We start from the raw sequence: 22,164 nt of genomic DNA, 5'->3' as shown, positions 1-22,164 counted from the left end.
AATAAAGGGGTGTTAACATGAAGCAATTTGCAGTAATTGGTTGCGGAAGGTTTGGATCAAGTGTAGCTAGAACACTATATGGACTTGGATTTGATGTGTTAGCCATAGATAGTAATGAAGATACTATACAAAATATAGCAGACTCTGTAACCCATGCAGTACAAGCAGATGCTACTGAAGAAAATTCTATAAAATCATTAGGTATGGGAAACTTCGACGTGGCTATTATAACAATAGGATCTAATATACAATCGTCTATTATGGCCACTTTAATAGCAAAGGAATTAGGTGTAAAATATGTAGTAGCTAAGGCACAAAACGAATTGCATGCAAAGGTTTTATATAAAATAGGTGCAGATAGAATAGTATTCCCAGAGAGGGATATGGGAGTTAGACTGGCTCATAACCTAGTGTCTTCCAATATACTAGATTATATAGAATTAGCACCAGACTATAGTATAGTTGAAATTGCATCATTAACAGAATGGGAAGGGTCAAGTTTAAGAGATTTAAATATGAGAGCTAAGTATGGAATAAATGTAATGGCAATAAAGCGTGGTACAGAGATAAACATATCACCAAGTGCCCTGGATTCCGTTAAAAAGGGAGATGTCCTAGTTGTTATAGGCCATAACGATGATATTCAAAAGATAGAGAAAAAATGATAATAACAAGAGGTGGATTTTTTGGCAATTAAAATAACATCCTCAGATAATAAGATAATAAAACACATAAGACAATTAAGCAAAAGAAAGTTTAGGGAAAAAAATAAAGAATACATAATTGAAGGGATTAGAAGTATAAAAGATGCCATAAAATACGAAGAAGAAATAAAGCATATACTGTATTCTAATAAAATTAATAATGTACAATATGGAGAAGAGTTATTAAATGATATTTTATCTGGAAAATTAAATGCCTATGAAGTGGATGAAAAGATATTTAAATCCCTATCGGATACGGAAAATACCCAAGGTATTATGGCTGTTATGGCCATGAAGAACCATGATATAAACTCCTTTATAAAAGGCGATGGTTTATACGTAATATTAGACAGGATTCAAGACCCGGGAAACTTAGGAACTATAATTAGAACTGCTGACTCAGCAGGATTTAATGGAGTGATTTTAACAAAAGGGTGTGTAGATGTATATAATCCAAAAGTAATAAGATCTACTATGGGTTCCATATTTAATATACCAATAATCCAAGGTACTTACGAAAAAGATTTAATAGAAGTATTACATAAGGAAAAAATAAATATAGTATGTACTAGCTTAGATACGGATAAATATTATTATGATGTGGATTTTTCTAAAAATTTGGCAATCGTAATAGGTAATGAAGGAAATGGAGTTTCTGATTATATATTAAATAAATCTAATTTGTTAATTAAGATACCAATACTAGGGAAAGCGGAATCATTAAATGCATCTACCGCATCATCTATTATCATATATGAATCTGTAAGACAAAGGATGACAAAATTATTGTAAATAAAAATTCCTTATGCTATAATATTTAAAAGTTAAAAAATTTTTAATAGTTGTGATAGAGAGAGTAAGTTGAACCTAAGTTTACAGAGAAAAAGTGCCATGGGCTGGAAGCGCTTTAAACATTAATCAACTGAAGTTCACTCTTGAACTGCAGAGCTGAAAAAAGTAAGCCTTGCCGGTGACTCCGTTATAGTCCCATGAGTGGTCATTTTTTGACTAATAGGGTGGTACCGCGGATAAACTTCGTCCCTAATGGGGACGGAGTTTTTTTATTGTCTAAAAACATATAAACTGAGGGTGTTTAATATGGAAATAGGAATTAGAGTAGGAATTTTCATCATATGCTATTTCATTTTAAGTATATTTTTCAATAATATGGCTAATAAAAGAAAAAGAAGTAAAATTAATGAAATCTTCAGAAGAACTATAACATCTGGGATTGTGTATATGTTAATTATAATAATTTTTAATAAGTTGAAAGGAGTTTAGGTATGAAAGAACAATTAAGTAGAATACAAGAAGATGCAATAAGTTCAATAAATAATGCACAAAGTATGGATGAACTTCAGCAAATAAGAGTAAAGTACTTAGGAAAAAAAGGTGAATTAACAGCTGTGTTGAGGGGGATGAAGGATCTTTCAAATGAAGAGAGGCCATTAATCGGAAAGATAGCTAACGAAGTTAGAGAAGCTATTGGTAGTGAACTTGAAAATGCTATTAATAGTGTTAAGGAAAAAGAAAAGAATAAAAAATTAGAAAAAGAGACTATAGATGTTACAATGCCAGGTAGTGAAGTTTTAAGAGGTCATAGACATCCGCTGACTGCAGTTTTAGATGAAATAAAGGATGTATTCATAGGTATGGGATTCTCCATAGGAGAAGGACCAGAAGTTGAAACTGTATATAATAACTTTGATGCACTAAACGCACCTAAAAATCACCCTTCAAGGGGAATGGCAGATACTTTTTATATTAATGATGACATAATACTTAGAACTCAAACTTCACCTGTACAAGTTCGTACTATGAAGAGCTCAGAGCCTCCTATAAAGGTCATTTCTCCAGGCAGATGTTTTAGACGTGATACGCCAGATGCTACTCACTCTCCAATGTTCCATCAAATAGAAGGATTAGTAGTAGGTAAGGGTGTAACTATGGCAGATTTAAAGGGAACCCTAGATATGTTTGCAAAAAAATTATTTGGTGAAGAGACTAAAACTAAGTTTAGACCACATAACTTCCCATTCACAGAGCCAAGTGCAGAAGTTGATTTGACTTGCTTTAAGTGTGGTGGAGAAGGTTGTAAAGTATGTAAGGGAAGTGGCTGGATTGAAATCCTAGGATGTGGAATGGTTCATCCTAACGTATTAGAAGAATGTGGAATAGATTCAGAAGTCTATAGTGGATTTGCCTTTGGTATGGGTCTTGATAGAATCACTATGCTAAAGTACAACGTGGATGATATAAGATTATTCTTTGAAAATGATATGCGTTTCATAGAACAGTTCTAAGGAGGGAAATAATATGCTAGTATCGTTAAATTGGTTAAATGATTATGTAGATTTAAGCAACCTAAGTGTTGAAGAGATAAGAGATGGATTCATCATGTCAGGATCTAACATAGAAACTGTGGAAAATCCAGCAGGAAAAATGAACAAAATTGTAGTGGGTAAAATATTAGAAATAAAAAAACATCCAGATGCGGATTCTTTAATAGTTACTCAAGTAGATGTGGGAGAAGAAGTAATTCAAATAGTAACTGGTGCTGACAATGTGAAAGAAGGAGACTATGTGCCAATTATCTTAAGTGGCGGAAGATTACCTGATGGAACAAAGATTAAAAAGGGAAAACTTCGTGGAATAGTTTCTAATGGTATGATGTGTTCAGGTACAGAACTTGGAATAGGTGACAATATATTACCAACAAGTCAAAACAAAGAGGGAATATACATCTTTAACAAAGAATATCCATTAGGAGCAGAAGTAAAGGAAATAATGGGTCTTGATGATTCTGTAATGGAATTTGAAATTACATTTAATAGACCAGATTGTTTAAGTGTAATTGGAATGGCTAGGGAAGCTAGAGCTACTTTTGGTGTTCCTATGAAATACCCTGAAATAAAGATTAATAATGAAGTTGAAGATGCTAATGACTACATGACAGTAGAAGTTAAGAATAATGAACTTTGTGATAGATTCGTAGGAAGAGTTATAAAGAATGTAAAGATAGAAGAATCACCACAATGGTTACAAACTAAGCTTATGAGAGCAGGAATTAGACCTATAAGTAACATAGTTGATATAACAAACTTCGTAATGTTAGAGTATGGTCAACCAATGCATGCATATGATATAGAAGATGTGGAAGATAGAAAAATCATAGTTAGAAATGCAGAAGCTGGAGAAACTATAAAAACATTAGATGGTCAAGTAAGAAATTTAAATGAAGATATACTTTTAATATGTGATGGTAAAAAGCCAGTAGGTATAGCAGGAGTAATGGGTGGAGAAAATTCTGAGATAAAGGATACTACAAAGACCATATTCTTAGAGGCAGCTCATTTTAATAAGGATAACATAAGAAAGACATCTAAAGATTTAGGATTAAGAACAGAGGCTTCTTCGAGATTTGAAAAGGGAGTAGATCCGAACACTACTTTAACTGCTGCTAATAGATTCTGTCAATTAGTAGAACAATTAGGAGCGGGAGAAGTTGTAGGATCTCATATAGATATATATGAAAACAAGACAGAAGAAAAAACTATAAATGTAAGAAGTTCTAGAATAAATGGATTACTTGGAACTAAACTTTCTACTGATGAAATGGTAGAAATCTTCGAAAGCTTAGAGTTTAAAGTAAAGGTAGTAGGAGAAGACTTTGAAGTAACTGTGCCTACTTACAGAGGAGATATGGTAAAGGAAATAGATTTTGTAGAGGAAATTGCTAGAATCTATGGATATGATAAATTAGAAACTACATTATACAAAGACAGTATTCAAGGTGGAAAAACACCAGTACAATCTAGTGTTGATATACTTAAGGACACTTTAAATGGAGCAGGTTTAAATGAAATTTTAACTTACTCTTTTGTAAGTCCAAGTGTACTAGATAACTTATGTGTAAATGAAGATAGCCCTTTAAGAAATGTAGTAAAAGTAATAAATCCTCTAGGTGAAGAAACTAGTGTAATGAGAACTACATTAATGGGTAATATGTTAGAAGTATTAGCTAGAAACTACAACAGAAATGTGGAATCAGCTCGTGCCTTTGAGTGTGGAAACACATTCATACCAGGAAATGACATACTACCTTCTGAGAAGAGAGCTGTTACTATAGGTATGTATGGTAAAGAAGTGGATTTCTTCTCTTTAAAGGGAGTAGTAGAAAGAATATTTAGTAGATTTGGTATAGATGGAGTAGAATTTGTACCAGAAAAGTCTAATACTACATTCCATCCAGGAAGATGTGCTAATGTGTTAGTAAAGGGTGTAGTTGTGGGTACATTAGGAGAACTTCATCCAAATGTATGTGAAAACTATAAGATAGGCACAAGAGTATATCTATCAGAACTAGATTTTGAGACTATAATAGGTCATATAAACTTAGATAAGGGTTATACGCCACTTCCAAAGTATCCAGCCATGACTAGAGACTTTGCCATAGTTGTTAAAGAAGAGGTTTATGTTAAGGATATACAAGATGTGGTAACTGCCAATGGTGGTGGAATATTAGAAAGTATTACATTGTTTGATGTATATAGAGGAAAGCAAGTAGATGAAGGTCATAAGAGTATAGCCTATTCTCTAGTTTATAGAGCTAAGGATAGAACTTTAACAGACGAAGAGGTTACTAAAGTTCACAATAATATAATAAAAGAATTAGAAGAAAAAATTGGTGGAAGTTTAAGAGTTTAACTAAGAAGGTCGAAAGACCTTCTTTTGTTTTTTCATTCAAATAATACCTAACACAAATAGATACAATACTTTTTCCTGATATTTAAGAGGGTCATCACAACAAGTCCATTTATATCATAAAATATATTAAACTTCTAGTATGCTTAGATGTTAATAAAAATAAAGGAGAAAGATATATGTATGTTAACATACTGTAATTATAAAAATAAAGAAAAAGATTGCAAATTAACTTTAGAATGTGGAAAAATATTTAATCCAATTTTACCACCTAGACTTAATGATGATCTCAATAATCCAATGATGCCGCCAGTGAAACTTGCTTCTGTCACTGTAGACACAAGAACTTTATGTTACCCGTGTGTAAATATTAAATATTCGTCTATTATTAATCTTTTAGGCGTTAGTTCCGGTAAGAGCACTATAACTCTAAAATTTAGATTGGTTAAAGAATGTAAAAATGAAATAAAAGAAATATTACAAGAATGGGAATATGAGAAGTCTGGTATTGATGATGATGAGAATGAGAGAGAATTTAAAGACTCCTTCTCTATAGATTTCTGCCAATGTATAGATTGTTTTCATGATGGATGCTGCACCTATACAATTGAGCTAGTTAAAGCTGCTCCTTCTCTTGACAATGAGGATCCTGAAGTTAGATATAGCATTACTAATAAAAACATTTCAGCATGTGTATCTTGTGAAGATCACTTGAAATGTGGAAAAATATTTAATCCAAGTTTACCACCTCGACTCAATGATGATCCAAACAACCCAATGATGGCACCTGTAAAATTGGCTTCCGTTACTGTGGACACTCGATCTTTATACAAACCATGTATAAAGATTCAATATTCTTCTATTATTAATCTTTTAGCTATTGGAGGTAATAGCGAAACTATAACACTAGGATTTAGATTGATTAAAGAGTGCAAAGGAAGAAGGGAAGAAATATTAAAAGAATGGGAATATACGAAATCTGATATTGATAGTGGTACTAATGAGGGAATGTTTAAAGATTCTTCTAACGTTACTTTCTGTGAATGTATAGATTGTTTTCATGATGAATGTTGTACCTATACAATTGAGCTAGTTAAGGCTGCTCCCTCCCTTGATCTTAGTGACAATCCTGAAATTGCATATAACATTACCAATAAAAATATTTCAGCACTTATAGCTTGTGACTCTCATTTTAGGGAAAAAGAAAAAAGTTGTAGACCAATTTTAGAATGTGGAAAGATATTTAATCCAAGTCTTCCGAATATGCTAGAAGTAACTGATCCGCCAGTAAAGCTAGCTTCTGTTACTATAAATACAAAAGGTTTATGTAAACCATGTGTTAATATTCAATATTCAACTATTATTAATCTTTTAGCTATTGGAGGTAATAGCGAAACTATAACACTAGGATTTAGATTGACTAAAGAGTGCAAAAAAGGCAGAAAAGAAACCTTACAAGAATGGAAATATCAGAAATCTGATATTGATGATGATGACAATGAGAGACTTTTTAAAGATTCTTTCAATGTTAATTTCTGTGAATGTGTAGATTGTTTTGATGATGAATGTTGCACTTATACAATAGAGCTAATTGAAGTTGTAGTTTCTCAGGTTGATACTATTATATATAAATTCACTAATACTACTATTTTAGCAATAGGAGCTTGTGAATCTCACTAATTATAATTTAAGCTGATGGCTTTGCCATCAGTTTTTTTATATAACTTATAGTAATCTTAAGTTATAGGCAGAAAGTTTCAAATAAAAAAAGGGAAAGATGAATTTAAAAGGAACTATAGTAATTATACCGTTCCTAAGGTATAATATAGTTAAATTATATATGATGGATATGGAAATATAAGGTAAAAATATTTTCCGTTAAATATGTTTCATAGAAATACACTAAGGATGAAATAATGAACATAGTTAAAATTTTACTAATGAAAGAAATAAATCCTTACAAATGGAACTTATAAATTTAGAAGACTCCATATTAAAAGGAGAGGTGTTATGAGCAATAAACGAAAAGTAGTAGTTAAAATATATGGACAAGAATATACCATGGTTGGTTCTGAATCTAGGGAATATATCCAAAAGATTGCCAATTATGTAGATGATAAAATGGTAGATGTGGCTAGGAAGAGCAATCAACTAAGTACATCCATGATAGCTGTACTTACGTCCCTAAATATAGCTGATGAATATATGAAGTGTAGGGAAGAAGCGCAAGTATGGAAAGCTAAGTTGGAGGAACCCTTAGAAGCTTTAAATGAAGCTAAAGCAGAAATTGCTGCTACTAAAAGTGAAATAGAAGAAAGTAAAGTACAATATGAAGAAAATATACGTCTTTTAGAAGAAGAGAAAAAATCACTTATAATGGTTCTTAATGAAAAGGAAGAACAATTAAGAGAAATAGAAAATTTAAAAACAACCCTTGCACTTAAGGAACAGGAACTAGATAAGTTAGCTAAAGAAAATGAAGAACTTCAAAATAAGGTTTTTGATAGTCAAATAAAATATGTACAAGCTAAAAAAGAATTAGACTCTTTTATTGATACTTTTGATGAAAAGGGTTAAAAATGATTATTTGACCTATAAGTAGTGATATAATAATATTACTACTTTTTTGTTGTGTAGAATTAAGTATAATGTATTAGGAGTGAAACTAATGAATAAAGTAGAACTACTGGCTCCTGTGGGGAGTATGGAAAGTCTGAAAGCAGCAGTAGAAAATGGAGCAGATGCGGTCTATTTAGGTGGGAAATTATTCAATGCTAGACAGAGTGCAAATAATTTTGATGAAGAAGAATTAAAAGAAGCTGTTGAATATTGTCACGTTAGAAATGCAAAGGTATTTGTAACTATAAACACTTTAATATTAGATAAAGAAATGAAGGACTTAGGAAGGTATGTATTCTTTTTATATAATATAGGTATAGATGCTGTAATAGTCCAAGATTTAGGTGTGGCAAAAATGATTAAGGATTTGCTACCTGACTTTGAAATACATGCTAGTACTCAGATGACAGCCCATAATCTAGAGGATGTGAAATTCTTAAAGGATATAGGTTTTAAAAGAGTGGTTTTGGCTCGGGAAATGGATATAAAAGAAATTAAATACATATATGATAATACAGATTTAGATATTGAAATTTTCGTACACGGAGCCCTATGTGTAAGTTATTCAGGTCAATGTTTAATGAGTAGTATGATAGGTGGAAGAAGTGGTAACAGGGGTAGATGCGCCCAACCATGTAGAAAAGAATACGATTTATTAAGTTCTAATGGGAAAATAAAGAGTAAAGTAGGTAATTATTTATTAAGTCCTAGAGATTTAAATGTTCTAAGAAATATAGATGAAATATTAAAGGTTGGTAACTTTTCTTTAAAAATCGAAGGTAGAATGAAAAGACCTGAATATGTAGCTACTATAATAAGAACCTATAGGGAATATATAGATTATTATGAGGAGTATAAAGAGGTTAAGAATAACAAAGAGGCACTAAATAATGTTAAACAAATGTTCAACAGGAAATTTACCAAGGGATATGTCCTAGGTGAAAGTGGTAAAAGATTAATGAGTTTTGAGAAACCTAGTAATCGTGGAACTTATTTAGGAAAAGTAGTGTCTTATGATAGTAAGAAGAATAAAATAAAAATCAAATTGGAAAAAAATTTAAATAAAAAAGATAAGATAGAAATATGGGCCACAAATAAGGATAATCCTCAATTACATATAAACAATATGAAGGTAAATAATAAATTAGTAGGTAAGGCCACAAGTAAACAAGTGGTTGAATTGGATTTTAATAAAAAAGCTCAAGTGGGTAATGAAGTATATAAAATATTAGATGAAAAATTACTTGGGGAAGCTAGATCCACTTATGAAAGACATAATAAAAAGATAAATATATATGGGAAATTTATTGGTAAAATTGGAGAAAAACTAGAGTTATGCCTATGGGATGATGATGGGAACTATGTAAATGAATCTAGTGATAAAATAGGAGAGAAGGCTATTAACAGGCCTATAGGTGAAGATAGGGTATATAAACAAATAAATAAATTAAAAAGTACTGCCTACGAACTTGTGGATTTAAACATGGAGTTAGATCCTAATGTGAGTTTTCCCGTATCCCTATTAAATGAACTAAGAAGAATCACTATAGATAAATTGACGGATCTAAGAAAAGTCATAAAAGACAGAGTTTATGTAAGGGAAGATGACTTTAACAAGAAATTAAAGGATTATTTAAATAGATATGAAAAGGTCCATGTTGATGAAATTAGTATTAGTGCTAAATGTTCTAGTATAGATCAACTAAAAGAAATTTTAAAATATGATGTGGATAGAATATATTATGACCATATGAATTCCTTAAAAGATGCCATAAAATTGGGAAAAGAAAAAATCATACCTGCCTTTTTTAGGATTACATCAGATAAAGAATTAGAAAACATAGAAGATGTAATAAAAAATAATTCCTGTGCCATGGCAGGTAATATGGGCACTTTAAATATGATAAAGAAAAATAAAAAGAATATATTTTGTGATTATTCTATAAACGTATTTAATAAAAATACTGCTCAGTTTTTAAAGGAAGAGGATGTGAAAATATTTACCCTATCCTTAGAACTTAATTTAAAACAGATAAAAGATATAGTACAATATTATAATGGGTGTGAAATTATTGTATATGGAAGAGCACCACTTATGATTAGCAAATACTGTCCTATACATGCCTTAACTAAAAAGGAAGATATACAAAGGGTATGTGGTGAATGTAGGAAAGATAGTTTTTACTTAAAAGATAAATTAAAAGCTGAATTCCCTATTAGAATCCACGAGGAATGCAAGGTAGAAATACTAAATGGAATTCCTTTGTTTGTGGCAGAAGACTTAAATAAGATAATTAAATCTGGAGGAAGAAATTTAAGGTTAGACTTTACTACAGAATCAAGGGAAGAAGTGAAAGACATAATGGATATATACACTGGGGTTATAAATGGCAAAATAGACCAATGTAGAGATAAAATATATGCAGTAAAAAATAAAGGAATAACAAAAGGTCATTTCTTTAGAGGCGTAGAGTAAGGAGAGGGAACATGAATAAAAAGACTTTAAATGTACTAGAATTTCCAAAAATTAAAGAAATGTTAAAGTCAAAGGCCACATCTAGTTTAGGTAAAGACTTAGTAGACAAGCTTGAGCCGTCTACTCACATAGATGAGGTAAAAAACATGCAAGAGGAAACGGCAGAGGCCACTAGTTTGATTATAAGAAGAGGAAATCCTAATTTAGGTGGAATACATGATCTATTAATGTATCTTAAAAGGGCTGAAATTGGATCTGCCCTATATACAGGTCAGCTATTAGAAGTATGCGATACCCTAAGGGCTGCTAGAAGGATGAGAAGTTTTATAAAGGAAGCTAGTGAGGATAATGCCTATGAACGTTTAAGTGGTTACACTGGTGCTCTTAATACTTTTAAGTATATAGAAGATAAGATTGATATGTGTATAATTGGTGAAAATCAAATTTCTGATAATGCATCATCAACACTTAAACATATAAGACGAGAAATTGAAAATAAAAATGGTGCTATTAGAAGTAGATTAAACTCCATGATATCTTCCACATCAAAGCAAAAGTACCTTCAAGATAGTATAATAACCATGAGGGACGATAGATATGTTATACCTGTAAAGCAAGAATATAGAGCCAATGTGCCAGGCTTAATCCATGACCAATCTTCATCAGGAGCTACTTTGTTTATAGAGCCTATGGCCATAGTAGAACTTAATAACAAACTAAAGGAATTAAAGCTTCAAGAAAAATCAGAAATAGAAAGAATATTATTAGAACTTACGGTCATGGTGGCAGATAAAAAGGACGAAATATTAGCTAATCAAGAAATATTAAAGAAGTTAGATTTCATATTTGCAAAGGGAAAATTAGCAGTACATATGAATGCCATAGAGCCAGAAGTAAATGATTATGGTTTTATAAGAATCAAAAATGGTCGTCATCCATTACTTGATAAGGAGACCGTTGTACCAAGTAATATATGGATTGGAGACGAATTTAATACTTTAGTTATTACAGGTCCTAATACGGGTGGTAAGACTGTAACACTAAAGACTGTAGGACTTTTAACCATAATGACCCAATGTGGACTACATGTACCTGCCCAGTATGGAACAAGAATGTCTGTGTTTAAACAGGTCTTTGCAGATATTGGTGATGAACAAAGTATCGAACAGAGCTTAAGTACTTTCTCAGGTCATATGAGCAATATTGTAGATATACTAGACCACGTGGAGGAAAATGCCCTGGTTTTATTAGATGAATTAGGTGCAGGTACAGATCCGACAGAAGGGGCAGCACTGGCCATTTCCATATTAGACTATTTAGCCTCTTTTAAGAGTAAGACTATAGCTACTACCCATTATACGGAGATTAAGGAATATGCCTTAACTACAGATTTAGTAGAAAATGCTTCCGTGGAATTTGACGTACAGACTTTAAGTCCCACATACAAGCTTTTAATTGGAGTTCCAGGAAAATCTAATGCCTTTGAAATATCAAAGAGATTAGGTTTGAGTGATTACATTGTAAACAGGGCTAGAACCTTACTTACAAGAGAAAATATTGAATTTGAAGAAATACTTCAGACTATTGAGAAGGATAAAAGGGTTGCTCAGGAAGAAAGGGACGAGGCTGCTAGATTAAAGATTCAAATAGAGAAGGAAAAGGAACAATTCGAAACTAAAAAGGACAAATTAAAGCATCAAAGGGAAAGTGTCTTAAGGGAAGCAAGGGAAGAAGCAAGAAAGTTATTAAGAGAAGCAAAGGAAGAAGCCGATAGCATAATAAAAGAATTAAGAGATCTTCACAATGCTCAAAGCGAGAAAGATAAGAATAGAAAAATAGAAGAGATGAGAAAGAAGTTAAGAACTAGTTTAAATGGACTTGAAGATGGTCTTGATTTAAATACGGAACTTAGCAATTTAACTCCAAGGGATGTAAAGGTTGGAGATGATGTTATAATCCTTTCGTTAAATCAGCAAGGAACTGTTTTAACGAAACCAGATGCCAATGGAGATTTAACTGTACAAGCAGGAATAATGAAAATAAATGTTAATGTGAAGAATCTACAAAAGGATAAGAACAAGAAAAAGTCTGTTAAGAAAAGCGGAATAGGTAAAATCTATAAATCTAAACAATCAAATGTAAAGACTAGTTTGGATTTAAGGGGACAAAACCTAGAAGATGCTTTAGTAGAAACGGATAAATATTTAGATGATGCTTATATTGCCAATTTATCAGAAGTGACTATTATCCATGGTAAGGGAACGGGGATACTAAGAGCAGGTATTACCCAGTTGTTAAAGAAGCACAAGCACGTGGATAAGTTTAGAATTGGTGGTTTTAGTGAAGGTGGAACTGGAGCTACTATAGTAACTTTAAAATAGGAGAATAAAAATGATTTTAATAAGTGCATGTCTTTTGGGTGTAAATTGTAAATATAATGGAAAAAACAACCTAAAATATGATATATTAGAATTAGCAAAGGGAAAAAATATAATACCAGTATGTCCTGAACAGTTAGGAGGTCTTCCTACTCCCAGAATACCCTGTGAAATAATTCATAGTACAGGGGAGGTTATAGATGGATGTGGGAAGGTTTTAAATAAAAGGGGAGAAGATAAAACAGAGGAGTTTTTAAAGGGTGCTTATGAAACTCTTCATATTGCAAAATTATATAATGTTAAAGAGGTCATATTAAAAGAAAACTCTCCGTCCTGTGGTTCAAATTTTGTATATGATGGAACCTTTTCTGGAAAAAAGAAAAGGGGTGATGGAGTTACTTCGGCTCTTTTGAAAAAGCATGGCATAATTGTGCATAATGAGGACAACTATCACATTAAAGGGGGAACTAAAGATGAAGAAAAAAATAATTCTAGGAATTTGCATGCTAACAATGGCGACTAGCCTATTTATAGGGTGTGGAAAAAAGGAAGAACAAAAACAAGAAGTAAACACTGAAGTACCGGCACAAGAGGAAGTTGTAAAAGAAGAAGCTAAGGATGTAAATTATGTTCTTTATTTAAAAAATAGAAATATGCCTTATCTATTTGATGAGAGATATACTATAAAAGAAGATGATGCAAAACTAGAAGGAAAGACTATGGAAGAGTTTGTTATGAATGAATTAATAAACTTTAAAGAATTTGGAGAATATGAAAATCCAATTCCAAAGGGAACTAATGTATTGTCTATTGAAAAGGAAGGACCTTTAGTAACTGTAAATTTATCAGAGGAATTTAATAATTTTAAAGGAACTAAAGATGATGTTGAATTATTAATTGCATCCATAGTAAATTCTCTGACTATTTTACCTGGAAATGAAAAGGTACAAATTTTAGTTGAAGGTAAAGTAGTTGAAAATATTGGGGGAGTAAAAATAAAAGCTCCCTTAGAGTATTTTGATAACTTATATCCAGATAAGTAAACACTTAATAAAAGGCTTTAGTCAATTGGCTAAAGCTTTTTATTAAAAAAATCATAACAAAAGTCTTGATTTACATAAAAAATTGTGATAATTTAATAAACGATACAGAATAATAATAAGTGAAATTATGTCTAGGAAAAGGAAAGTAAGTTTTAGATAATGCTAAAGCGAATCAGGGATGGTGAGAGCCTGATGCTATGCTAAGACCCAAGCGCACCTTTGAGATTTTTACTGAAAATTAGTAGGTGAAACGGAAGCCCTCCGTTAACGGGGCGTAGAGTGGGTACATAAGTACCAATAAGAGTGGTAACACGGGATAACTCTCGTCTCTTTGTATTATAAGAGGTGGGGGTTTTTTGTAATTTTTAGATGTTTTTAATATAGACTGAGGTCTTTATAAAATATAAGGAGGATATGAAATGTTAGATTTTAAAAAGCAAGTGGCAGAAATTTTAGCAGGGAAAATAGAAGATTTAAATGAAAATGAAATATTAGAAATGATAGAGATACCACCTAATAGTGATATGGGGGATTATGCTTTTCCGTGTTTTAGACTGGCAAAAATATTTAGAAAAGCCCCTAATATGATAGCTCAGGATATGGTGAATGAAATTGGAAAAGTAGAAGGTTTTTCTAAAGTGGAAAATGCTGGCGGATACGTAAACTTCTTTGTGGATAATACTATGTTCGCTAAGAGTATAATAACAGAAGTGTTTAATAAAAAAGAATCTTACGGTTCATCAGATATGGGATCAGATAAAACTGTTATAGTAGAATACTCATCTCCTAATATAGCTAAGCCATTTCACATAGGTCATATTAGAACTACAGTTATAGGTCATGCCCTTAAGAACATATATGATTTCTTAGGATATGATACAGTTAGTATAAACCATTTAGGAGACTATGGAACTCAATTTGGTAAATTAATAGTTGCTTTTAAGGCTTGGGGTGTGGAGAAAGAAGTAGAGGAAAATCCTATTCCAACATTACTTAAGTTATATATTAAGTTCCACGAGGTAGCAGAAGAAAAACCAGAATTAGAAGATGAGGCTAGACTTTGGTTTAAAAAGTTAGAAGAAGGTGACCAAGAAGCTAAGAGATTGTGGCAATGGTTTAGAGATGTGAGTTTGAAAGAATTTAAAAAGGTTTATGATATGTTTGGTATTGAGTTTGATTCTTATGCAGGAGAAAGTTTCTACTCAGATAAAATGCCTGCTGTTATAGATGAAATGAATGAAAAGAATTTATTAGAAGAATCAAAGGGGGCAGATATAGTAAACTTAGAAGAGTTTAATATGCCACCAGCATTAATTAGAAAAAGTGATGGCTCTACTTTATATATAACAAGAGATATAGCTGCAGCTATTTATAGAAAAAATCATTATGACTTCTACAAGAACATTTATGTGGTAGGTTCTCAACAAAATCTACATTTCCAACAATGGTTTAAGGTGATTGAACTTATGGGTCATGAGTGGGCTCATGATTGTATCCATGTACCTTTTGGAATGGTAGCATTAGAAGAAGGAACTATGTCTACTAGAAAGGGTAGAGTAGTTTTCTTAGAAGACGTACTTAAAAAGGCAGTAGAAAAGACTACAGAAATAATGAAAGAAAAGAATGCTAATTTAGAAAACTTAGAAGAAGTGGCTAAAGCTGTAGGGATTGGAGCTGTCATGTTCCAAGAATTATCTAACAATAGAATTAAAGATTATACCTTCTCATGGGATAGAACATTAAACTTTGAGGGAGAGACAGGTCCTTATGTACAATATAGCCATGCAAGGGCGTGTAGCGTGCTTAGAAAAGCAGATATGGAAGTAACTTCTAATATAGATTTCTCTTTACTTGATGGTGCAGCTATAAGCTTATTAAAGACTATAGAGTTATTCCCACAAGTAGTTAAGGAAGCAGCTAGAAAAAATGAGCCGTCAATAGTAACTAGATATATTGTGGATGTGGCTCAAGACTTTAATAGTTTCTATCATGCAACACCAATACTAGTAGATGATGAAGAAACTAAGAAGGCTAGACTTGCTGTTGTATATGCGGCAAAAGAAACTATTAAAAATGGTTTAGCCCTATTAGGAATAAAAGCACCTATTAAGATGTAATTAAAGAAAATACAATTGGGGGATTAAATATGAGATACGTTGGAAGTGTTTATAGACCTCCTAGTGAGGCATACAGTTATATATTACAAGTTAGTATAGGTTGTTCCCATAACAAATGTACATTTTGTAGTATGTATAAGGAGAAACAGTTTAGAAAAAGAAATTTAGATGAAATATTTGAAGATCTACAAATGGCTAGAAGTCATTATTCTCAGATAAAGAGAATATTTTTAGCTGATGGGAATGCCTTGGCATTAAAGACAGAAGACTTAAAAGCAATTCTTGAAAAAATAAAAGAACTTTTTCCTGAGTGTGAAAGAATAGGAATATATTCTGCACCAAAGGATATTATAAGAAAAAGTGTAGAAGAATTAAAGTTATTAAAGTCCTTAGGCCTTGGTATTGCATACTTAGGTATAGAATCGGGTAGTGACAAAATTCTAAAGTATATTAAAAAGGGCGTTACTAGTGATGAAATCATTGAGGCTGGAAAGAAAATGATTGAAGCTGGAATAAAATTATCGGCCACTTTAATTTCAGGAATTGGTAGTGATGAAAACCTTGAGGAACATGCCATAGAGTCTGCAAGGGTTATAAATGAAATTCAACCGGATTATGTAGGGTTACTTACCCTATTGATACAACAGGGAACAGAATTATATGATCAAGTTCAAAGGGGAGAGTTTAAGCTATTATCACCACAAGAGGTCATGAGAGAAACTAAAATATTAATAGAAAATTTACACATAGATGAAAAATGTGTATTTAGAAGTAATCATGCATCTAATTATGTGTCTTTAGCAGGAACTTTACCTGAAGATAAACAAAATCTAATAAACATATTAGATGAAAATTTAAAAAGACCATATGATGTGAAGGAAGAGTTGTTTAGAAGGTTATAATATATAAATAAAAGGGACAGAGAGTAAAACTCCATGTCCCTTTGATTATTTTTGTAATAAACTTAGAAAATCTTCCTCGTTAGTTTCTGCTAACGAACATAATTGACCTAACATACTATCTTTTAAATCTATAAATTCCTGATTATTTGTGTTTTTTCCTGTATAATCAAGAGCTTCGATTATCATAAGAAGATCTTTTTTGTTAATCTCTTCAATTGTAATTTTATTAAATGTTTCCACCCAAGTCACCATCCTAACATATTTTCTAAGAGTTTTTTAATAAAACTTATATATACTCCAATTATATACGATAATTTGACAAAATAATGCAGAAAATTTTGGAGTATAACAAAATTTTACCATGAATAGTGACAAAATCAAAAGATTATTTGAAACTTTTAGGTTCTGTTTTGTAATATACTCTTTTACTCCTATTTTTTATGTCTAAAATTAAATCAACTACTTTTTTTATCTCTTCCTTCATTAAAGTTAAATCTTCTTTATCAATGTTATAATAAAGGTATAAATCCTCAAAGTATCTAACTAGCTTTGTGAAATCCTGATCTATACTTAAAAAATCTGGGAAATTTTTACTGTTGGCTGCATTTCTAAACTGATCAATGTCGTTAGTAATGGCAGTTACTACTTCTTCTTCCTGTCTATATTGATTTATTAACATGGAATAGGGTTTGACTCTCTCAAGAAGGTATGTATTATCAGTGCCACGATGATATAAGTAAACAATGCCTATTTTTCCTATCCTATACTTTACAAAAAACATTACTCCTTCAAAATCTATTATCTCAGCCCCGGTTTTTTTTAGTTGTTCAATACAAATTTCATGTCTCAATAATCTACTAGAAGCTAGGGTCATATAAATCACCTCACACTTATTTAGTTATATTATACCACAAAAGAAGTTTTCCACTCAGAATATTTAGAAAATGGCCTAGGTGGGAAAAAGCATCTTTGTGAACAAGGCCACATGTGTTATAATTTGAAGTTGTGATTAAAAAAGGTATAAAATGTTGAGAATAATATTATTAGATAGAAGAAAGGAAAGAATATATGAAGGTTTTACTTACTACACTCAGTGCAAAGTATGTTCATACTACTTTAGCACTTAGATATCTTAAGACTTATGTTGAGAATGAATTTGAGGATGTGTTTATAGAAGAATATACTATAAACAATAATATGGATTATATATTAGGAGAGATTTACAAGAAAAAATATGACATTGTGTGTTTTTCCTGTTACATATGGAATATAGAGAAAACTTTGATTCTATGTAAAAATCTAAAAAAGGTAAATCCTAACCTGATAATAGCCCTAGGAGGCCCTGAGGTAAGTTTTGATCCTGAGAGAGTTATGAGTCAGAATCCATCTGTAGATTATGTTATGTTTGGAGAAGGAGAAGAAACATTTAAAGAGTTCTTAGAAAAACAAAATAAAGGTGAAGTCTTTAAACATGTGGCTGGTATTGCATATAAAGAAGACGGTAAAATATATGTAAATGAGGAAAGGCCCCTAATAGGAAACCTAGACTCGATTCCATCCCCTTATGATGATGATCTAAGTGAATATGAGAATAAAATAATATATTATGAAAGTTCTAGGGGATGTCCGTATAACTGTTCTTATTGTCTTTCATCTACCATAAGAGGTGTAAGATTTTTTTCTATGGACAGAGTAAAGAGGGACCTAGGAATATTTCTAAAGAATAGGGTAAGGCAAGTGAAATTTGTAGATAGAACTTTTAATGCAAATAAAAAGCATAGTTTACATATTATGAAATTCTTAAAAGAGAATGATAATGGACATACTAATTTTCATTTTGAAATAACGGCAGATCTAATAGATGAAGAAACTATGGAATTCCTAAAAGATGTAAGGGAAGGATTATTTCAATTTGAAATAGGGGTTCAATCTACTAATGATGCTACTATAAAAGAAATAGATAGAAATGTGAATTTTGAAAAATTGAGTAAGGTTGTAAAAAGAGTATCCGAATTTAAAAATACCCATTTACATTTAGACTTAATAGCAGGACTTCCCTTTGAGACCTATGATATATTTAAGAAATCCTTTGACGATGTATATAATTTAAGACCAGAACAACTTCAATTAGGATTTTTAAAATTATTAAAGGGATCAAGCATAAGGGTAAATGAAGAAAAGCATGGGTATGTATATAAGGATGAGGCTCCTTATGAAATACTTAAAAATGATTATATGTCCTATGAGGATATTTTAAAGTTAAAGGATTTAGAAGAAATGGTAGAAATCTATTATAATTCTGGTGGGCTTAGGCATAGTGTAGAATATATAGTTAAGAATTTTTATACTAGTCCATTTAAATTATATGAAGATTTAGCCCAGTATTGGCAGGAAAATGGCTTATTTCATGTATCTCATAATAAGCAAAAGATATACAAAATATTATTGGATTTCTACAATGAAAAAATAAAGGAAAAGGCCGATTTGTTTGAAGATCTATTGAAATTTGACTATATGAGCCAACACAAAGGCAGTCTACCAAACTTTTTTAAGAGAATAACTATAGATAATATGAATGTAAGAATACATGATTTCTTACATGATGAAGAAAATATAAGAAAATATCTGAGTCAATATGAAAATGTACTTGCTAAGAATATATTGAAAAAGATTGAAATTGTAAACTTTAATTACGATATTTTATTATTTATAAATAAAGGATATGACAAGGACATTGAAGAAAGTATAACAACAATATTATTTGACTATGACAAGAAAACAAAAGTATTTCACAAGTCCATATATTATAAAATTCAATTATAAAACACAAGGGAGCGATTAATATGATTGAAGATATGATAAATATCAATAAAAAAATAATTCCCGAAGGTCTAAAGAAATTTAAAGATAATTGGCCTGTATTATTTGTTGGATTAGTTTATTCTATTATTTTAATATTTATGTTTAGAATAGCTATGATATTTAGCATACTAGGGGGAATAATTATAGCTTTAGGTCAAAGTGCCATATTTTCAAATTACTTATACTTAATAGAAAGTGTAGTTATTTACAATAGGGCCACATTAAATGAGTTTAAATATGGATTTAAAGTATACCTTTTTAAAGTATATGGAGTAGTATTTTTATTTTGGTTTGTAGGATACACTATAGAATTGTTTTTAAGCCCCTTACTTAGAATAGGTATAGGTGATTTGAGTCTAAAACTTATATTGGATTTAATAATACTTATTGTTTTAAACCCATTACCAGAAGTTATTTATCAAAAGCAATATGATATTTTAGGAAGTATACAATACTCTTTTGAGTTTATAAAGGCAAATGCGGTAGAGTGGTTTGTACCTAATATTATTTTGGGAGTACTATTATATTTGACCATGGGAAAGTTTATAAGTATAAATAGTTTATTGTCTGGTGGTATTTACATGAAGGCAGGTAATGTTGTAGGATATATTTTAGGTCAAGTAATTTTATTTTTTACTATGGTGTATAGGGGCCTATTGTTTAAATTATTGAACAATTCTTCTAGAAGAAAGAGAAAGTTTATGAGAAATATGTATTAAGGTTGTAGGAGGGAATTATGCAAAAAAGGTTAGAAGCATATTTGAAAGACAGATTAAATGATGTGGTATTTATAGAATTAAGAAAAGATATAGAAATGAAAAATGAAAAGCTTAAAGGTTTAGAAAAAATACAAATTCCTATGATGGTAGAGGAAATGGGAAAAAGTATAAAAGAAGGTAGTGCATCTAATGAAATTAGGGTAGCTAGTATGGCAAGGGGCATGATCTATGTAATAGGGATTGATCCTAATTTCATGTATGGCAAGGAATATAGAGAGTTTTTATATAAATTTGATGAAAAAATTGAGGACTACATAATATATGAAGGTTTGAAATATGCAGAGGATAAAAAATTTCAAGAGGCTTTAATAACTTTCAGAGCCTTAGTTATGCTAAATGATGAAAATATTAATGGATTATATAATTATGCTAGAGTATGCCAAGATTTATCAGAGGTCATTGAAGATAAAAAATATAAGGGTGCACTAAAGGATGAGTGTATTGAAGCACTAGAAATAATTATTGAAAAATATCCAGACTTTGCACCGGCTTACTATCATTTAGGATTTAGATATGCAAATAAACAATTATTTAAAAAGGCTCAAATAACTTGGGAAGAATGTATGGAACTAGGAATAGATGATGAGAAGAAAGGTGAAATACTATTTAAATTAAAAGAGTTAAAAGAGCAAATACAATATGAAGAAGGTTACAGCTACATATTGAACAATAGACCAGAAGACGGGCTAGAAAAGTTATTGCCACTAGAAGAAAAATACTCGGATTGGTGGAATTTATTATTCTTCATAGGTCTTGCCTATAGACAATTAAATAAATCGGATGAGGCTATTAAATACTTTGAAAAGATACTTAGCTTCAAACCACAACAGGTTGATACATTAAATGAGCTAGGCCTTTGCTATGGATCAACAGGCGATTTTAATAATGCAGAAAAAATGTTTAAAAAAGCTTTAAGTATCAAGGTAGAGGATAGTGAAATACTTTGTAATTTAGGTGTTTTATATATGAATTTCGGTGAAATAGATTTAGCCAAAGAATACATTAAAAAAGCCTATGAGAGAAATGTGGAAGACCCTATTATTATAGAATGTATGAAAAGATTAGAATTAATTTAATTGAAATAATAAAGAAGCCATTAGGGGTAAACCTAATGGCTTCTTTTTAGTAAGTATAGATAAATTATGTGTAAGCTATAGTTATGTGAACTTACTTCGGTCATATAAATAAAAAATATTTTATAAGGTAAGTCACTATCAGACTATAGAGTATATATCTTATAGTTAGTATAGAAAGTTCATAAATGTTTGCAGCAAAGTGAATACTCATGTTCCACCTTATAAAAATGTTTCATCCATAATCCCTTGTAAGTAGCTATAGTTTATTTTAATTCATGGGTAAAGGGATTAGTATGTGTAACTTAGAATTATTATATCTATATATTTTTTATGTATATAAAAGAAAGAAGACAGACATAATAAGTATTGATGATTTTTTTATGGAAAAGTGTTGACAAGGTAAACTAAAAATGATAAGATATATCATGTTGTTGCGAAAGACAAGAGGTGGTAAGAAAAAAGTTCTTGACTTTCAAAAACAAAAATGATATGATTTAATAGTCG

At 30.9% G+C, this 22,164-nt stretch carries 17 protein-coding genes and 2 other annotated features; of the genes, 15 read left to right on the top strand and 2 right to left on the bottom strand.

The features are described 5' to 3' along the window. Positions 1 to 17 precede the first annotated feature (17 nt). From CCE28_RS09440 to CCE28_RS09380, 12 genes are all read left to right on the top strand, one after another. Positions 18 to 665 carry a potassium channel family protein gene (locus CCE28_RS09440; protein WP_095133310.1) on the top strand — a complete coding sequence of 216 codons (648 nt, stop codon included), beginning with the start codon at positions 18 to 20 and terminating at the stop codon, positions 663 to 665. A 21-nt stretch (positions 666 to 686) separates the two neighbouring features. After that, on the top strand, positions 687 to 1,496 hold the full coding sequence (locus CCE28_RS09435; protein WP_176461750.1) for a TrmH family RNA methyltransferase: 810 nt from the start codon (positions 687 to 689) through the stop codon (positions 1,494 to 1,496). Between the two features lie 43 nt (positions 1,497 to 1,539). After that, positions 1,540 to 1,750 (top strand) — a binding site (T-box leader). Positions 1,751 to 1,987: 237 nt separating this feature from the next. Then, positions 1,988 to 3,007, top strand: a complete 1,020-nt coding sequence (gene pheS, locus CCE28_RS09425) for a phenylalanine--tRNA ligase subunit alpha (RefSeq protein ID WP_095133307.1) — start codon at positions 1,988 to 1,990, stop codon at positions 3,005 to 3,007. 13 nt (positions 3,008 to 3,020) lie between these two features. After that, positions 3,021 to 5,411, top strand: coding sequence for a phenylalanine--tRNA ligase subunit beta (gene pheT / locus CCE28_RS09420; protein WP_095133306.1), 2,391 nt, complete (start codon positions 3,021 to 3,023; stop codon positions 5,409 to 5,411). 180 nt (positions 5,412 to 5,591) lie between these two features. Next, positions 5,592 to 7,088: a DUF4489 domain-containing protein gene (locus CCE28_RS09415; protein WP_176461749.1), complete on the top strand. Its 1,497-nt coding sequence runs from the start codon at positions 5,592 to 5,594 to the stop codon at positions 7,086 to 7,088. A gap of 330 nt (positions 7,089 to 7,418) precedes the next feature. Beyond that, complete coding sequence (gene zapA / locus CCE28_RS09410) at positions 7,419 to 7,985, top strand: cell division protein ZapA (protein ID WP_095133302.1); 567 nt, start codon at positions 7,419 to 7,421, stop codon at positions 7,983 to 7,985. Positions 7,986 to 8,076: 91 nt separating this feature from the next. Continuing rightward, a complete protein-coding gene (locus CCE28_RS09405) occupies positions 8,077 to 10,503 on the top strand; it encodes a U32 family peptidase (RefSeq protein ID WP_095133300.1) in 2,427 nt (808 codons plus the stop codon). An 11-nt stretch (positions 10,504 to 10,514) separates the two neighbouring features. Continuing rightward, positions 10,515 to 12,884: an endonuclease MutS2 gene (locus CCE28_RS09400; RefSeq protein ID WP_095133298.1), complete on the top strand. Its 2,370-nt coding sequence runs from the start codon at positions 10,515 to 10,517 to the stop codon at positions 12,882 to 12,884. 10 nt (positions 12,885 to 12,894) lie between these two features. Then, on the top strand, positions 12,895 to 13,404 hold the full coding sequence (locus CCE28_RS09395) for a DUF523 domain-containing protein (RefSeq protein WP_095133296.1): 510 nt from the start codon (positions 12,895 to 12,897) through the stop codon (positions 13,402 to 13,404). Then, complete coding sequence (locus tag CCE28_RS09390) at positions 13,355 to 13,924, top strand: GerMN domain-containing protein (RefSeq protein WP_176461748.1); 570 nt, start codon at positions 13,355 to 13,357, stop codon at positions 13,922 to 13,924. The genes CCE28_RS09395 and CCE28_RS09390 overlap by 50 nt, the downstream gene beginning before the upstream one ends. 124 nt (positions 13,925 to 14,048) lie before the next feature. Beyond that, positions 14,049 to 14,258: a binding site (T-box leader), on the top strand. Between the two features lie 85 nt (positions 14,259 to 14,343). Further along, positions 14,344 to 16,041: an arginine--tRNA ligase gene (argS, locus tag CCE28_RS09385; RefSeq protein ID WP_095133292.1), complete on the top strand. Its 1,698-nt coding sequence runs from the start codon at positions 14,344 to 14,346 to the stop codon at positions 16,039 to 16,041. A gap of 29 nt (positions 16,042 to 16,070) precedes the next feature. Continuing rightward, positions 16,071 to 16,943, top strand: coding sequence for a radical SAM protein (locus CCE28_RS09380; protein ID WP_095133290.1), 873 nt, complete (start codon positions 16,071 to 16,073; stop codon positions 16,941 to 16,943). Between the two features lie 45 nt (positions 16,944 to 16,988). On the opposite strand, the gene CCE28_RS09375 is transcribed toward CCE28_RS09380, so the two are convergent. Beyond that, positions 16,989 to 17,195, bottom strand: a complete 207-nt coding sequence (locus CCE28_RS09375; protein WP_242972947.1) for a hypothetical protein — start codon at positions 17,193 to 17,195, stop codon at positions 16,989 to 16,991. 133 nt (positions 17,196 to 17,328) lie between these two features. Beyond that, complete coding sequence (locus tag CCE28_RS09370) at positions 17,329 to 17,817, bottom strand: hypothetical protein (RefSeq protein WP_095133286.1); 489 nt, start codon at positions 17,815 to 17,817, stop codon at positions 17,329 to 17,331. Positions 17,818 to 18,011: 194 nt separating this feature from the next. On the opposite strand from CCE28_RS09370, the gene CCE28_RS09365 reads away from it, so the two are divergent. Genes CCE28_RS09365 through CCE28_RS09355 form a run of 3 tightly spaced genes read left to right on the top strand, consistent with a single transcriptional unit; the run spans position 18,012 to position 21,660 of the window. Then, positions 18,012 to 19,766 (top strand): B12-binding domain-containing radical SAM protein, encoded by a 1,755-nt coding sequence (locus CCE28_RS09365; protein ID WP_095133284.1) that lies wholly within the window; start codon positions 18,012 to 18,014, stop codon positions 19,764 to 19,766. Between the two features lie 20 nt (positions 19,767 to 19,786). Next, complete coding sequence (locus CCE28_RS09360) at positions 19,787 to 20,524, top strand: hypothetical protein (RefSeq protein ID WP_095133282.1); 738 nt, start codon at positions 19,787 to 19,789, stop codon at positions 20,522 to 20,524. 17 nt (positions 20,525 to 20,541) lie between these two features. Further along, positions 20,542 to 21,660: a tetratricopeptide repeat protein gene (locus CCE28_RS09355; RefSeq protein WP_095133280.1), complete on the top strand. Its 1,119-nt coding sequence runs from the start codon at positions 20,542 to 20,544 to the stop codon at positions 21,658 to 21,660. The last annotated feature ends 504 nt before the right edge of the window (positions 21,661 to 22,164 follow it).

The sequence above is a fragment of the Anaeromicrobium sediminis genome (assembly GCF_002270055.1).
In the GTDB taxonomy this organism is placed as follows: domain Bacteria; phylum Bacillota; class Clostridia; order Peptostreptococcales; family Thermotaleaceae; genus Anaeromicrobium; species Anaeromicrobium sediminis.
The sequence above is the reverse complement of the archived record's forward strand: the minus strand, read 5'-3'. Positions and strand labels throughout refer to the sequence as shown.